The organism is Stenotrophomonas koreensis, assembly GCF_001431525.1.
Lineage (GTDB): Bacteria > Pseudomonadota > Gammaproteobacteria > Xanthomonadales > Xanthomonadaceae > Stenotrophomonas > Stenotrophomonas koreensis.
This window is the reverse complement of record NZ_LDJH01000008.1, coordinates 105,136-119,998: the sequence shown is the minus strand read 5'-3', so window position 1 is coordinate 119,998 and position 14,863 is coordinate 105,136. Positions and strand designations below refer to the sequence as shown.

Genomic DNA, 14,863 nt, shown 5'->3' with positions numbered 1-14,863 from the left:
TGTCAATTGTTGCTAATCAAAGCGGCAAATTTAGGATCGGCCACGAGTTGCTTGATTAGGTCTTGTACAGCGGGTCCAAGTGCTTGGGCGGTTTGGTTGCATGCGGTAATTGCGTCGAATCCGCTTTTGAAATTGTATGTAACTTCTGTGGATGCGGATTGGCCAGAGGTTCCTTTGAGTGTTAGCGCGATGTTCCACCACCCATTCGTTAGTCCAGCTGTAGAAGAGAAGGCGATTTTTGTTATTTCCCCGTACAGTGGATTGTTCTGCTCTGAGTAGAGGCCTGCCATTTTTAGTTCGTCATTTATTGCTTTCTGAACAAATTGAGGGATGGTCATTCCATCAGATGCTTGAATTGGTCCTGCCATCCGGCAACTTGCGCTGTAGTCAGCACTCGACGAAATCTGCACGACGTGTGCAGACCCGTTGGAAATTGACCGTAGCGCAACCTGGTTGTCTGCTGATGGCGAGTACCTGGCGGGTGTCATGGTGGAGCATGCGGACAGAGACGCTATGGCCGCAACCGCAATAACAAAATTTCTCATTTCCTATCTCCCCGAGTGATACATGGTTGGTTGACAGCTAACACCTGAGTTAAGCCGCGCCGCGAAACGGCGTCGGCTTGGACGAGTAAAAAAGAGACTTCCCGCTCTGGCGGCCGGGCCGTCCGGCATCAAAGTGCCATGATTGAGTTGGGCACACAATCAGATTGAGGAGAAGTCTCCAATGACTGATTCAACCACAAAAACGGTCGGCGTGGATCTGGCAAATCAGGTCTTTGCCATCTGCGAAACCAACCACGGCGGGCAGGCCGCCTCGAAGAGAGCCTGACTAACAAGTTGGCGCCATGACATGCGAAGGCTGATCCCCCTTGCATGGGCGAAACCGTTGGATGAGCGAGGCCTGGGCGTCATTTTTACCCTGGTCCGGTTTGGATGCATCAAACCCACAAGACCGATTATGACCAGAGGAAATCCCCGTGGGACGGGGTGCAGTCTGGCAATGCTTGAAGCCCGTCGCATCAATTGAATCAACTGAATTAAAAGCCCGGCAGACGCAAAGCCAGAAAGCGAAAGGCAAGGTCAGCGTGCTGCCGGAGTTGACGGGAAACTCCTTGCGGAATTGTTAGGTCTGCGCTTTAAACAGCCCTAAGCTTTGATGCGGCCGCAATGTAAACGTGGAGAGCCCGCTCACAGTCTCCCAAAGCACGATGCTGATTTGACATGGAGAGCTTGCCATCCCTGGCGAGATCTATAAGCCGGAAGCTGCCGCGCTTTGGCCAGGCGCGTCTCGCCATTTTGAGCGCACAGGATGTTGGATTCCGAAACTCAATGCCGTGTTGGGCGGCTGCGCTGTGGAGAAAAGCGAGGTCAAAGTCTGCATTGAACGAGATGAGGCGAAGTTCTCCGACAAAAGTAGAGAATTCTTTGAGCGCTTCATCTAGAGCGACGCCGTCTGATTTCAGCAGGTCATCAGTGATGCCGGTGAGCTCGACGATCTTTTTTGGAAGCTTGCGCTTGGCCTTGATCAAGTTTTGGTACGTGTCATGCCGGTCTGAACTACGGTTTACGCGGATCGCTCCAATCTCAATGATCTGGTGTTTGGAGGGGTCTAGCCCTGTTGTTTCTAGATCGAAGACTACGAACTGCTCTGGCAGATGAGAAATGTTTATTTCCGGGGCACCGGACGTCCGGGATCGCCTGTAGAGCCAATACGTAATGGCACCCAGAACAAGCAGGATGAGCAAAGTTGTCATGGCAGACCTAACACCTATTCGACCGCCTGATTGCGGCCTGTTTGCCGAGTGTGGCGGAAAGTCGGGTCAATGTGTACAGGCTGCATGCCTTGTGGATCAAGCACTTCTTTTCGCCTGACTCCGTCTGATCAGCCAGGACGGTTGTGGTATCAGGCCGCAAAACAGCGGTGTGGGTGGATTACACCCGGCAAACTGCGGTGTAACGGCGGCCAGGTGGCCAGATACAACCACGCCCGCGCAAGGCGGGCGTGATTGATCACAGTGACGTACTCAGGCGATCTCGCAGTACAGCGGTGCGCTGGCAGGCTGGCGCACTGTCAGTAGACATCGCGCCGGTAACGGCCTTCGGCCAGCAGGCGGTCGTGGCCGTCCTGGCCAAGCAGCTGCACGATCACCGCATCCACATCCGGGGCCATGCCCTTGAGCGAGCCGCAGACCATGACCACCGCGCCTGCGTCGAGCCAGCGCTTGAGTTCGTCGGCCTGGGCGGCGAGGGCATGCTGGACGTGGCGGTGTTGTCCGCCATCGCGGCTGAAGGTGGTGTCCAGCTTCTGCAGCAGGCCCTGGGCATGCCAGGCATCCAGCTCGTCGCCAAAGTGGTAATCGCAGGCGCGGCTGCGCTCGCCAAACAGCAGCCAGTTGCGGTTGGCGCCGGCGTCGATGCGTGCGCGCAGCTGGCAGCGCAGGCCGGCAATGCCGGTGCCGTTGCCGATCAGCACCAGTGGGGTGTCGTTGCCGGGCGGGTGGAAGCCGGGGTTGGCGCGGATACGCAGCTGGGTTGTCTGCTGCGGGGCCAGGGTGTCGCACAGCCAGCCGCTGCCCAGGCCGGGGTTGCCGTCCGGGCCGGTGAGGCGGCGCAGCAGCACGGACAGGTGGCCGTCGCTGGGCATGGAGGCAATGGAATACTCGCGCGGCTTCAGCGGCGGCAGCTGCAGTGCCCAGTCGGCCGGATTGCCGGCCGGCAAGGCCGGGGGCAGTTCGACGGTGGCCAGGTGCTCGGCCAGGCGGCGGCCATCGGCCAAGGGTTGTTCGCCGTCCAGGCCGAAGATCGCCATCCATTGCGCCAGCCGTTGCGGGCTGTGCTGCGGGGTGATCAGGGCGATATCCCCGGCCTGCCACTGCGGCAGGCTGCCGTGGGCCGGAACCAGCTGCAGGTGATAGACCGGCCCGCCCTGGCTGCCGGGGTTGAGCTGGCGGCGTTGTTGCAGCCGCCAGGGCGTTGCGGCCACCGGTTGCGGCGCCGGTGCCGGCGCGGCCTGGCCAAGTTCAACCGATACGGCTTGTTGCCACTGGGATAGAGCGATGGAATCAGCGTTGTTCATGTCAATCCGCGGCCACAGGGCAGTGGCCTGGTTGGCCTGCAGCCAACGATCAAGCTGGCGGCCGAAGGCGCAAAAGTGGGTGTAGCTGCGATCACCCAGGGCGAGCACGGCACTACGCAAGTGTGACAGATCCGGTGAGTTGGCCATCGGCCCGCGCAGGAAACGGTGCGCATGATCCGGGGCATCCCCCTCGCCGGTGGTGGAGACGATAAACAGTGCCTGCTGAGCCTGCGCCAACACGCGGGCATCCACCTGTTCCAACGGGCGCAGCAGCACGGCCTGGCCGGCGCTGCGCAGCTGCGTGGCGGTGAGTTCGGCCAGCTCGCGCGCATAACCGGTCTGGCTGGCCCAGGCCACCAGCCAGGCTGCCTCGCCCTCGCGCAGCGGGCCGGAACGGGCGGGGCGGCGCCGCCACCACAGGCCCAGGCAGGCAGCGGCATAGGCCAGCACCACCAGCCCGGCCCACGTCCAGCGGCGTGACAGCGGCGGCGCCTGCCACCAGTCACCGCTGTGCCACAGCCCCAGGCCGATCGCGCCGAGCAGCAGCAGCGCAATCACCGCGGCGTTGCCGAAAGCCGCGCGGCTCATGCCGGGTTCTCCGTTGCGCTGTCTTCCAGCAGGGCGGCGAAGGCCGTGCTCAGGTGTTCGTGCGGGCCGTCGTGGTGGCGGCTGACAAAGCGCGCGGCCAGGCCGTGGGCATTGGCCAGGGCCAGCCCCTGCTGCGGACCGAGCACGGTCAGGGCGGTAGCCCAGGCGTCGGCGAGCATCGCGCTGGCGGCGGCCACGCTGACCGCGGCGGTGGTCATGGCGACCGGCTGGCCGCTGCGCGGATCCAGGCTGTGGCTGACCAGCCCCTGCGCGTCGGCATAGTGGTGGAAGTGGTCGCCGGAGGTGGCGATGGCCAGGTTGTCCAGGCGCAGCACGCGGGCCGGCCAGCTGCCGGCGGCATCTTCTTCCGGGCCGGTTTCCACCAGAACCCGCCACGACGAGCCATCGGGCTTGAGCCCATAGCCGTGCAGTTCGCCGCCCACTTCAACCAGAGCCGCGGTGATACCGCAGTGGCGCAGCCAGGCGCTGAGGTGGTCCACCGCATAGCCTTTGGCGATTGCCGAAAAATCCAGTGCCAGCCCGCCGGGCTGGAGCAGCGGCTGGCCGGGTTGCCACTGCAGCCGTTGCCAGCCGCAACGGGCGCGGGTGGCCTGCAGCTGGTCGGCATTGGGGCGCTGCTGCCGGCCGGCATCGGCACCGAAGCCCCAAAGCGCGACCAGCGGGCCGATGGTCGGATCAAAGGCTCCGTCGCTGCTGGCAGCCACCTGCAGGGCACAGGCCAGTACATCGGCAAACTCTGCTGGCAGTGCGAACGCGGCACCGGCATCGGCGCGGTTGAAACGGCTGATCAGCGAATCGGCCTGCCAGGTGCTCATCTGCACGATGATTTCGTTCAACCGGGCGTGGATGCCGTCATGCAGGGCGCGCAGGTCGCGGCCTGGTGCCACGCGCAAGCGCACGCTCCACGTCGTGCCCATGCTGTGCCCCCCGAGGGTGGCAATGGTCTGCGCCTGATCCATCTATCTATCCAGAACACCGGCTAAAAACGCCGGCAGCAACCGCTGCCGGCGTGCGCACAACCGCTTACTGCGGCAGCACTTCCAGGGTGGCGACATAGCTCAGGCGGCGCTGGGCGGCCTGCGGCACCGAGGTCCTGGCATCGCTGCTGGTGGTTTCCAGCCAGTACATGCCGGCGCTGGGCCAGGTCACGTTGATCTGGCCATTGGCATCGGAGGTAGCGGTGATCTCTTCCTGCGCGTTGCGGTAACGGGTATCGCCGCGGATGATTTCAAACGTCAGGCCGGCGGCCGGGGTGCCGTCGATGAACACCTGGAAGGTGCTGGTTTCGCCGGCAAACAGGTCATTGAAGTGACCGCCCACCGCCTGCAGCTCGATGCCCTTGCCGGTCAGGGCCAGCGCGGTGTCATTCGGGTTGCCGTTGGTGATGAAGGTTTCCACCCGTCCCACGGTTTCGGACACGCGCAGGTCGGCCTTGTGGGTGTCCACTTCCTTGGCAAAGGTCTCGGCATTGCCGCGCCAGCGCCGGGGCTTGCCGTCTTCGGTCCAGGTGGCCATCAACCCGGCGTTGACCGAGGCCACGCGCCAGGTGCCCGGCTTGTTCAGTTCAATGTCGAAGACGCTGCGCAGCTTGCCGGTATGGGCATTGGCAATGGTCACGTTGCTGCCGTCCGGCGCGGTGACCACGATGTTGTCGGTACGCATGGCGACGTGGTCGAAATAGAACAGGTTGTTGGACACCGCGGCATCGACGCTGATCCACGGGGCAGCACCGGCAACCACGGTGGCCGAGGGTTGCAGCCACTGCTTGTGGGCGTTGGCGCTGAGCGGGAGCAGGGCGGCCAGCAGGGTGGCCAGGGCAAGGGTACGCTTCATTGGATTCACTCTCGGACGGGGTGAAAAACGGAAAAGGGCAATCAGCGGCGGACGTTCAGGCGCACTTCGCCCAGCTCGACATCGCCCTTGGCGCTGCCGCTGGTGGTGCCGGCGGTTTTCCAGCTGAAGGGGATGCGCAGCAGTTCGCGCCCGCCCACCTCGCGCACGGCCTCGGCCACCAGCACGTACTGGCCGGCGGCCAGGTTGCGCAGGGCCGGCTGGGCGTCGCTGAAGGACAGTGCGTGCTTGCCGGCCGGCCGGGTCGGGCCGGTGATGCCATCCACCGGCACGGTGAGGGTGCGCCCGCTCTTGCGCCACCACTGGCGCAGGTCCGGCAGCCACTTGGTGCCATGGCCCTCGGCGTTGCTGGTCTGCTGGTACCACACCGACAGGTTGGCCTGGTGCTTGCCGCTGGCGTCTTCGACCCACAGCGCCACATACGGACGGTGGTACTCGGCCACGTTCAGGCGTGGGATCTCGACATTGACTTCCAGGCTGGCGGCAACTGCCGGTGCGCTGGCGGCAAGGCCGGCCAGGGCGAGGGTAAAGGTCGTGCGCATGGGGGGCTCCAAAGGGGTTCAGTGGATCAGCAACAGGGCAATCAGCAGCGGGATGACCAGGCCCAGGCCCACCAGCGGCCAGGTCATCGCACGCTGGCGTGCATGCAGGTGCAGCAACAACAGGCCGGTGAGGCAGAACACCACGCAGGCAACGGCAAACACATCCAGGAACCAGCCCCAGGCCGGGCCGGTGTTGCGTCCTTTGTGCAGGTCGTTGAGGTAGGCGATCGCGCCGCGGCGGGTCTGCTCGAATTCCACCTGCCCATCGTCGGTGTTGATCGCGATCCAGGCATCGCTGCCGGGGCCGGGCAGCGAGAGGTAGACCTCGCCAGCGGAGAACTCGGCCTCGCGGCGGCCAATTGATACCCCCAGTTCGCGCCCCAGCCAGGCGGCGGTGGCGGCCGGCAGCGGCGCCTTGTCGGCATCAATGCCGGCCAGGCGCTGCAACTGGTCATCGGGCAGCTGCAGTTGCCGCTGGGTGAGCCGGGCGTTGCCCTCGATCTGGCTGGCATGGTTCAAGGTGATGCCGGTAAAGGCGAACAACAACATGCCCACCAGGCACACCGCCGAGCTGATCCAGTGCCACTGGTGCAGGGTGCGCAACCAGAAGCCGCGGTTGGCTGCATTGAGGTTGCTGGAAGGGGAAGAAGTGGCAGGCACGCAGCAATGATCGGTTGGGTTGGCAGAAGTGCCTAGTTAACCATGAATGAGAATGATTCGCAATTTGTATCTGCATCATTCCCGCCACCTCCGGCCGCTCCCGGCAGGCAGGGATCCACCGACAGACCCGCCACCGGCGGGCTGTCGGCAGGGCCGGATGGCCGGGTCAGAAGCGCGCGTTGACGCTGACCCACAGGCTGCGTGCCTTGTCCTTGTTGTTGTAGTGGTCGCGGTAGATGACCTCGTCGCTGCCGTCCTCGTAGACGCCGTCGCCATTGAGGTCGGTGAAGCGGGTGGAGTAAGTGGTGAAGTCGCGGTCGAGCAGGTTGTTGATGCGTGCGTTGACGGTGACAAAGTCATTGAGCGCATACGAGCCGCCCAGGTGCAGCACGGTGTAGTCGTGGTAGTACAGCGGCTCACCGGTGATGGCCGAAACGTCCTCGAAACGCTTGGCACGGGTTTCGCTGCTCAGCGACAGATGCAGGCGTTCGCTCAGCTTCCAGTTGAGGCTGGCATTGGCCATGTGGCGGGCGCTGTCGCTCAGGGGCTGGCCCTTGAGTTCACCACTGCGCTGTTCCGAATCGGTATAGGTGTAGTTGGCACGCAGGCTCCAGGCATCGTTGAACTGCCAGCTGCCGGCGACCTCCACACCCTGGATCACCACCTTGTCGATATTGACCACGCGGGTGGCCGCCGGGGTGTAGCCGATCTGGCCGAAATCGCCGGTGGCGGTACACTCGGTCAGCCGGCCCGGGCCGCAGGGCTGGGAGGCGATCTTGTCATCGAAGGTGTTGCGGAAGGCGGTGGCATTGAAGTTGTGGCCATCGGCGTGCTGCCAGTACACGGCCAGCTCGACGCTGGTGCTGGTTTCCGGCTCCAGGTCCGGGTTGCCGAACTGCGGGCTGGTGCCCTGGCCGCCAAAGCCGACGACGCCGTCATACAGCTGGGTGGTCTTGGGGGTCTTGAAGCCGGTGCTGGCGCCGCCCTTGAGGGTCCATTGCTCATTGACGGTGTAGATGCCGTACAGGCGCGGGCTGAGATGGCTGCCGAACACTTCGTGGTCGTCATGGCGCAGGCCGGCAGTGAGCGAGAACGGTGCGGCAATCTTCCAGCTGTCCTCGACAAACACCGAGACCATGTTGTGTTCCTGCTGGCTGCCGGCGGTACCGGCTTCCATGCCGAACACGCCGTCGGTCAATTCACCACGGATGACTTGTGCACCGATCACCGCCACGTGCTCGCCGGCGGCCTGGAAGGGAATGTCGAGCTTGGCGTCCAGGGTGTACTGGCTGCTTTCCAGCGTGCGCGCCGGCCGCGGCAGGTAGGCCTGCAGTGCGGCAAACTGCTCGGCGCCGAGGTTGCCCTGCATCACCACCAGCTTCTGCGCTTCGGACAGGTTGTTCCAGGCGTTGGCATTGCGATAGCCCATCGCCGCTCCCGGCGCGCAATATCCGCTGGCGCTGCTGATGCTGCCACCAAGGTTGCTGCAGGCGGCATTCCACAGCTGCTGCAGGCCCTGCCGCTCGGCCACGGTAAAGGGCAGGGTGCGGCCCTTGTTGTCGGTTTCCACATAGGCCAGGGAAACCAGCGAGTTGCCGAAGTCCCAGTTGCCTTCGTGGGTCAGGGAGAAATTGGTCCGGGTGAATTCCTGGGTCGGCGCATAGCCGGCGCGTGGTTCGATGCGGCCGTTGCTGCCCACGCGCAGCATTGCGCCGTAGTTGTCCACCGTGCCGACCGGGTACTCCTCCACGCCGGCATCGTTGAGCTTGATCGCATTGTCATAGCGCTGGCGCGAGCCATCCACATCCAGGGTGACGGTCTGGCTCAGCGACGGTGTCCAGGCCAGCGAAACGCCGGCCGAGGTGTTGGTGTTGTCCACGGTCTTGCCACCGCCGCCAAAGCCCAGCGAACGGTTGTGCGCTTCGCCGGCCGGGTCAGTCACTTCGGCATAGGTGGGGTTGGAGGCATCGCGCTGGTACCAGCTGCCGCGGGCACTGAGGTTGAGCACGCCCGGCAACAGCGGACCGGTGATGAACACGTCTGCGGTACTGTCATCGCCGTAGTCGCTGTTGCTTTCAAAGGTGCGGCCGGCGGTGAGCGAACCGGACCATTTGTCCAGCTCACGCTTGGTGATCACGTTGATCACCCCGCCCATGGCATCGGCACCGTACAGGGTCGACATCGGGCCACGGATCACTTCGATGCGTTCAATCGCATCCAGCGGCGGGATGTGGTTGAACTGGTTGCCGCCAAAGCTGTTGGGGTAGATGTCGCCGTGGTTGTTCTGGCGACGGCCGTTGATCAGCAGCAGGGTGTAGTCGGCGCCCATGCCGCGGATGGACACCGTGCCCTGGCCGGTCTTGTCACGCGTCTCGCCGATGTCCACGCCTTCCAGGTAACGCACCGCATCGAGCAGGGTGATGTATGGGCGCTGGGCCAGTTCCTCGGCGGTGATCACCGAGATGCTGGCCGGGGCCATGGTGATCTTCTGCTCGAAACCGGAGGCGGTGACCACCACCTTGTCCAGGGTGTGGGCATCGAGCTCGGTCTTGCTGCCGGTATCGGCGCTGGCCGCCAGCGGCGCGGCCAACGCCGCCAGCAGGGACAGGGTCAGGGTGGAACGGACGGCAGTGATGGTGCGATTGCAACGGTTCATCGGATTCTCGACGGTAAGGCCGGAAGGCTGGCGAGGGCTGGCCTGGCGCGAAATGAACGGGGACCACGGACAGGCCGCCATCCCCAACGGCGCCATATTATTGAGAATCACTCGCAACTGCAATTGATTTTCATCAACTCATGCCGATGGATTCACCTGTAGCGGGAGCAATGGCCGGGTGGAACGGCGTTGGCCGCTGGTTTGGGTCAGGCAGGAGCCAGGGACGCCGGGGCGCGGGCAGCCGCAGCGCAGAGGTGGCGGCGATGTGTACGTCGTCGCCAGCGCAGCACAGGCGCGCACCCGGCGCGTGTAGAAATGGCTTGCTGGTGTCAGAGTGGGGCAGTCGATCGACGCTGTGGCCGGTGTCGAGACCGCCGGGTGAAGCCACTGCCTGAGGTCCGCACAACTCCAGACAGTGCCAACGGCTGCCGACCGGGATCCGGCCAGACAGGTACAGACGGTCTGCGCATCAGCGCCGGTTGCAGGCAGCGGCCGGCGGCAACTCGCGGGCGCGGGTCTGTGGCTCATTGCCGATAGTGCGTGATACGGCGCGGCGCCGGGGCAGGTCAGGTCAGGCCTGCAGCGACCATCGGCACTCCACTCCACCGCCCATCCTGCGGCCGTGCAGCCATGCAGTCATGCAGCCATGCCGCGGGGGGGGCGACCGCCGGGCAGGGCGCTGCGGGCAGTGAACAATGCCAGGGCCACGTCAGCGCCACCGCTGTGTGCGGCAGTGGCAATGCTGCCGCGGGGAATCAGTCCTCGCGGTCGTCGCGCGCCCAGATGCCGTCATTCTCGCGCTTGACCGGAAAGCGGGTGGCCGCGGTGTAGGCCGGTGCGCACAGGGCGCGGCCGTCACGGACATCGAACCGGGCACCGTGCAGCACACACTCCACGCTGCCCTCATCGGCATTGAAGACACCAGCCGACAGCTCGAAATCCTCGTGGGTGCACTGGTCTTCCAGCGCGTACAGTTCGCCGTCCAGGTTGAACACCACGATCGGGGCTTCGGTGATCTCATCAAAACCGGTGCGCATTTCACCGGGCAGCAGTTCACTGCTGGCGCAGATAAAGGTCCAGTGGCTCATGCCTGTGGCTCCAGAGTCTTTTGCAGGATTTCAAAACGCAGGTCATCGCGCTTGGGCAGGCCGAAGCGTTCATCGCCATACGGGAATGGCTTGGTGATGCCGGTACGCACGTAACCCCGGCGCTGGTAGAAGGCGATCAGTTCGCTGCGGCAGTCGATCACCGTCATCTGCATCGTGGTACGCCCCCAGTGCTGCTGGACGTAACGCTCGGCCTGCGCCATCAGCTGTTTGCCCAGGCCGCTGCCCTGTTGCTGCGGGTCCACCGCGAACATGCCGAAGTAACCATGGCCATCCTCATCGGCCAGATGGCAGCAGCCGCGCAGCACGCCATCGACCTCGGCCAGCAGGATCACACTGCGCTCGCGTGCGATGTCGGCCTCCAGGCCGGCGGCATCAATGCGCTGACCCTCAAGAATATCGGCCTCGGTGGTCCAGCCGGCGCGGCTGGCCTGGCCGCGGTAGGCCGCGGTGACCAGGTTGATCAGGGCCGGAATGTCGGCGGCGGTGGCCGTGCGGAACAGCAAGGGTATGGAAGTCATGACAAATGATGCAGCGGTCTGGTCGTATCAAGTATCCCCGAATGCGCAGCGACGTGCGCAGGACATTGGTTGGGGCAGGCCAGAGGTAGTGGTTGTCATGGCAACATGTGCAGCAAGCGCAAACGACAGGGGAAAACGTGGAAAAGCAGCAAGAACCGCTGAGTGGGGAGTCAGTGGAGCAGCGCAAGTGGACAGGCCTGGTGGCTTGGCGCCTGATCGTCATGACGGTGGTATGGATTGTGGTTGGCGGGGCCTTCCTGCTGACCCAGGTGCTGGCTGTAGAAGGGACGATGCTTGCCTTTGGCGCGCAGTTGCTGGGCATTGTGTACCGCCCGTTGACCTTGCTGGTCGTTGCGGTGGCCCTGCTGACGCTGGTGCAGTGGTTCTATCGGGAGCGCTGGCTGGTTTTCCAGCAGAAGCGGGGGTGTCTGCTTCTGCTGGGTATCCTGGTGCTCGCCGGTTTTTATCCCGTTTTGATGGATCTGGATAATTTGCAGGTCGTGCCAGACAGCTCTGGTGACGCACTGCTGCATGACGCCGGACAGTTTGACTGACCGGTGTCATGGGCCGGCTCAGCCCAGCAGGCGACGCACCTTGGTCAGTGCAGCCATGAAGGCTTCGATTTCCTCATGGGTGTTGTAGAACGCCAGCGAGGCGCGGCAGGTGGCCGCCACCCCATAGAACTGCAGCAGCGGGTGGGCGCAATGCTGGCCCGAGCGCACCGCCACCCCTTCCAGGTCGAGCAGGGTGGCCAGGTCGTGGGCATGGGCGCCGTCGATCAGGAAGCTGACCACCGCCGCCTTGTCCGGCGCGGTGCCGATCAGGCGCAGGCCATCCACTTTTGACAGCTCTTCGCTGAAGTGGGCCAGCAGTTCGGCCTCGCGTGCCTGCACCTGGTCCAGGCCAAGCGTGGTTAGGTAATCGGCGGCCGCGCCCAGGCCGATGAAGCCGGCAATATTGGGCGTACCGGCTTCAAACTTGTATGGCGCATCGTTGAAGGTGGTGCCCTCAAAGGACACTTCCTTGATCATTTCGCCACCGCCCAGGAACGGCGGCATCGCCTGCAGGTGTTCGCGGCGCGCCCACAGCGCGCCGGTGCCGGTCGGGCCACAGACCTTGTGCCCGGTGAAGGCATAGAAATCACAGCCGATCGCGGCCACATCCACCGGCATGTGCGGCACGGCCTGGGAGCCGTCGACCACGCTGATGATGCCGCGCTTGCGCGCCATCCTGCAGATCTCGCGTACCGGGTTGATGGTGCCCAGCACGTTGGAGACATGGGCAATGGCCAGCAGCTTGACCGCGCCATCCAGCGCCTTGTCCAGCGCGTCCAGGTCCAGCGAGCCATCGGGCAGCAGCTCGGCCACCCGGATCTGTGCGCCGGTGCGCTCGGCAATCAGCTGCCAGGGCACGATGTTGGCATGGTGCTCCATCCGCGAGACCACGATGACATCGCCGGGTGCAAGCCGCGGCAGCGCCCAGCTGTAGGCCACCAGGTTGATCGCGAAGGTGGTGCCGCTGCACAGCACCAGCTCGTTGCTGCGTGCGTTGATCAGCCGTGCCAGGGTGCTGCGCGCGGCCTCGTAGGCGTCGGTGGCTTCGCTGCCCAGCGCGTGCACCGCGCGGCTGACATTGGCGTTGTAGCGGCGGTAGAAATCATCCACCGCATCGATCACCACTGCCGGCTTCTGCGCGGTGTTGGCGTTGTCGAAATAGACCAGCGGCTTGCCATGCACCTGCCGGCGCAGCAGCGGGAAATCATCGCGCACCTTGGCCCAGTCAATCGCACTCATGCCATGCCCGCCTTTTCCAGCGCGCTGCGCAGGTAACCGGCAAGTGCCGCGCGCAGCTGCTCGTTCACGGCCGCCAGCGGTTCGCTGCAGAACGCCGCCGACAGCATGGCCTGGGCGGATGCCGCCGGGATGCCACGCGAGCGCAGGTAGAACAGCGCGTTCTGGTCGATCTGGCCAACGGTGGCGCCGTGGGCGGCCTGTACTTCATCGGCATCGATCACCAGCACCGGCTGGGTGTCGATTTCGGCATTGGCCGACAGCAGCAGGTTCTTGTTGGACAGGTTGGCATTGGTGCCATCGGCGCCGGCACGGATGTTGATGCCGCCATGGAAGACCACCTTCGAACGTTCGGCACCGACGCCGCGCCAGAGCAGCTCGCAGGCGGTGTCACGGGCGATGTGCTCGATCCCCAGGCGGGTATCGATATGGCGGCGACCACTGCCCAGCAGCACGCCGTTGGCGCTCAGCCCGGCGTTGTTGCCTTCCAGCCTGGCGTTGAGTTCATGCCGGCTCAGGGCGGCGCCCAGCTCCAGGTCGACGCGGTGGTAGCGCGCATCGCGTGCCAGCACCGCATCGGTACGCAGGAAGCTGGTCAGGCCATCGCCCTGGGCCTGCACGCGGGCATGTTCCAGGGTGGCGCCAGCGGCCAGGTGGACATGCGCCACGCTGTTGACCAGGTGCCTGGCAGTGCCCTGCTGCAGATGATGTTCGACCAGCTGCAGGCGGGTGCCGGCGCGCAGTTCGATGAAGTGGCGCAGGTGCCAGGCCAGTTCGGCCTGCTCGGCCTGGGCGATGAAGACCAGATGCAGCGGGGTCTGGGCACGGGCGTTTTCCTCCAGCCGGACCACCACGCCTTCGTCGGCCAGTGCGCCGTTCAGGCGCGCAAAGATTTCTTCGGCCTTGTCATAACGGCGGCCAAGGAAGCGGGCCTGGTCATCGCCGTTGGCCAGCAGCTGCGACAGCGCCTGGACGCTGACCCCGGCCTCCAGCTCGGCCAGGTCCGAAGCGGCCGGGTCGAGACGGCCATCGACCAGCACCAGGCGCGGGGCCGGGATATGCGCAATCAGGCCGTGGTCAGCCAGGCTGGCCACGCCGGGAGCCGGCTGGAAACTACGGCGCTCCAGCGCCTTGAGCGGGGTGTATTTCCACGCTTCGTTGCGTGCGGCCGGCAGCCCGGCCTCCAGTGCGGCGTCGAGCTCGGCGCGGCGCGCGGCGCTGCCGTTGAAGCCTTCGGCCAGGGAAGTGAGCAGGGCGGTCATTACTGGGCGGCCTCGCGCACGACGCGGTCCTTCAGGAAGTCATAGCCGTGGGCTTCCAGCTCCAGGGCCAGCTCCGGGCCGCCGCTCTTGACGATGCGGCCCTCGGCCAGCACGTGCACCACGTCCGGCTTGATGTAGTCCAGCAGGCGCTGGTAGTGGGTGATCACCACGAACGAGCGCTCCGGGCTGCGCAGCGCATTGACGCCGTCGGCCACGCTTTTCAGCGCATCGATGTCCAGGCCGGAATCGGTTTCGTCCAGGATGGCCAGCTTGGGCTCGAGCACGGCCAGCTGGAAGATCTCGTTGCGCTTCTTCTCGCCACCGGAGAAGCCTTCATTGACCCCGCGGTGCAGCAGCTCGTCCTTCAGGTGCAGCACGGCCAGCTTCTGCCGCACCAGCTTGAGGAACTGCATCGAGTCCAGCTCGTCCTGGCCGCGCGCCTTGCGCTGGGCATTGAGCGCGGCGCGCAGGAAATAGGTGTTGTTGACCCCGGCAATTTCCACCGGGTACTGGAAGGCCAGGAACAGGCCGGCGGCGGCGCGTTCTTCCGGCTCCAGCTCGAGCAGGGCGATATCGTCGAACTGCACCGTGCCTTCAGTGACCTCATAGCCATCGCGACCGGCCAGCACGTTGCCCAGGGTGGATTTGCCGGCGCCATTGGGGCCCATGATGGCGTGCACCTCGCCCGGCTTCACTTCCAGCGAGAGGCCCTTGAGGATTTCCTTGCCGGCGATGCCGGCGTGCAGGTTGTCGATCTTCAACATGATGTTTTTCCGTGTGGCGGTGCT

The 14,863-nt window shown here is 64.6% G+C and carries 14 protein-coding genes; 1 reads left to right on the top strand and 13 read right to left on the bottom strand.

Annotation, left to right across the window (positions count from 1 at the left end):
• Nucleotides 1–2: 2 nt before the first annotated feature.
• The 10 genes from ABB25_RS14510 to ABB25_RS05630 form a co-directional block, all read right to left on the bottom strand.
• Nucleotides 3–338: a hypothetical protein gene (locus tag ABB25_RS14510; RefSeq protein WP_152981043.1), complete on the bottom strand. Its 336-nt coding sequence runs from the start codon at nt 336–338 to the stop codon at nt 3–5.
• Between the two features lie 800 nt (nt 339–1,138).
• Nucleotides 1,139–1,756 (bottom strand): 3'-5' exonuclease, encoded by a 618-nt coding sequence (locus ABB25_RS05670; RefSeq protein ID WP_057664816.1) that lies wholly within the window; start codon nt 1,754–1,756, stop codon nt 1,139–1,141.
• A gap of 317 nt (nt 1,757–2,073) precedes the next feature.
• Entirely contained in the window at nt 2,074–3,666 is a 1,593-nt protein-coding gene (locus ABB25_RS05665; RefSeq protein ID WP_057664815.1) for a sulfite reductase subunit alpha, read from the bottom strand.
• Nucleotides 3,663–4,646 (bottom strand): FAD:protein FMN transferase, encoded by a 984-nt coding sequence (locus ABB25_RS05660; protein WP_057664813.1) that lies wholly within the window; start codon nt 4,644–4,646, stop codon nt 3,663–3,665. The genes ABB25_RS05665 and ABB25_RS05660 overlap by 4 nt, the downstream gene beginning before the upstream one ends.
• A gap of 64 nt (nt 4,647–4,710) precedes the next feature.
• Nucleotides 4,711–5,520 carry a DUF4198 domain-containing protein gene (locus ABB25_RS05655; protein WP_057664811.1) on the bottom strand — a complete coding sequence of 270 codons (810 nt, stop codon included), beginning with the start codon at nt 5,518–5,520 and terminating at the stop codon, nt 4,711–4,713.
• Nucleotides 5,521–5,561: 41 nt separating this feature from the next.
• Nucleotides 5,562–6,080, bottom strand: coding sequence for a DUF2271 domain-containing protein (locus ABB25_RS05650; RefSeq protein WP_057664809.1), 519 nt, complete (start codon nt 6,078–6,080; stop codon nt 5,562–5,564).
• A gap of 18 nt (nt 6,081–6,098) precedes the next feature.
• A complete protein-coding gene (locus ABB25_RS05645) occupies nt 6,099–6,740 on the bottom strand; it encodes a PepSY-associated TM helix domain-containing protein (protein ID WP_057664807.1) in 642 nt (213 codons plus the stop codon).
• Nucleotides 6,741–6,906: 166 nt separating this feature from the next.
• Complete coding sequence (locus tag ABB25_RS05640) at nt 6,907–9,396, bottom strand: TonB-dependent receptor domain-containing protein (RefSeq protein ID WP_057664806.1); 2,490 nt, start codon at nt 9,394–9,396, stop codon at nt 6,907–6,909.
• Nucleotides 9,397–10,151: 755 nt separating this feature from the next.
• Nucleotides 10,152–10,484 carry a non-heme iron oxygenase ferredoxin subunit gene (locus tag ABB25_RS05635; RefSeq protein WP_057664804.1) on the bottom strand — a complete coding sequence of 111 codons (333 nt, stop codon included), beginning with the start codon at nt 10,482–10,484 and terminating at the stop codon, nt 10,152–10,154.
• The gene (locus tag ABB25_RS05630; protein ID WP_057664802.1) at nt 10,481–11,023 is read right to left on the bottom strand and encodes a GNAT family N-acetyltransferase; all 543 of its coding nucleotides are present in this window, start codon (nt 11,021–11,023) and stop codon (nt 10,481–10,483) included. Before ABB25_RS05630 ends, ABB25_RS05635 begins: the two co-directional genes overlap by 4 nt.
• Before the next feature lie 137 nt (nt 11,024–11,160).
• Here ABB25_RS05630 and ABB25_RS05625 point away from each other — a divergent pair, with 137 nt between their 5' ends.
• Nucleotides 11,161–11,577: a hypothetical protein gene (locus ABB25_RS05625; protein WP_152981041.1), complete on the top strand. Its 417-nt coding sequence runs from the start codon at nt 11,161–11,163 to the stop codon at nt 11,575–11,577.
• Nucleotides 11,578–11,595: 18 nt separating this feature from the next.
• On the opposite strand, the gene ABB25_RS05620 is transcribed toward ABB25_RS05625, so the two are convergent.
• The 3 genes from ABB25_RS05620 to sufC are packed head-to-tail and all read right to left on the bottom strand — an operon-like array spanning nt 11,596 to nt 14,839.
• On the bottom strand, nt 11,596–12,816 hold the full coding sequence (locus ABB25_RS05620) for a cysteine desulfurase (RefSeq protein WP_057664799.1): 1,221 nt from the start codon (nt 12,814–12,816) through the stop codon (nt 11,596–11,598).
• Complete coding sequence (sufD, locus tag ABB25_RS05615; protein ID WP_057664797.1) at nt 12,813–14,075, bottom strand: Fe-S cluster assembly protein SufD; 1,263 nt, start codon at nt 14,073–14,075, stop codon at nt 12,813–12,815. The genes ABB25_RS05620 and sufD overlap by 4 nt, the downstream gene beginning before the upstream one ends.
• Nucleotides 14,075–14,839: a Fe-S cluster assembly ATPase SufC gene (gene sufC / locus ABB25_RS05610; RefSeq protein ID WP_057664884.1), complete on the bottom strand. Its 765-nt coding sequence runs from the start codon at nt 14,837–14,839 to the stop codon at nt 14,075–14,077. The genes sufD and sufC overlap by 1 nt, the downstream gene beginning before the upstream one ends.
• Nucleotides 14,840–14,863 lie beyond the last annotated feature (24 nt).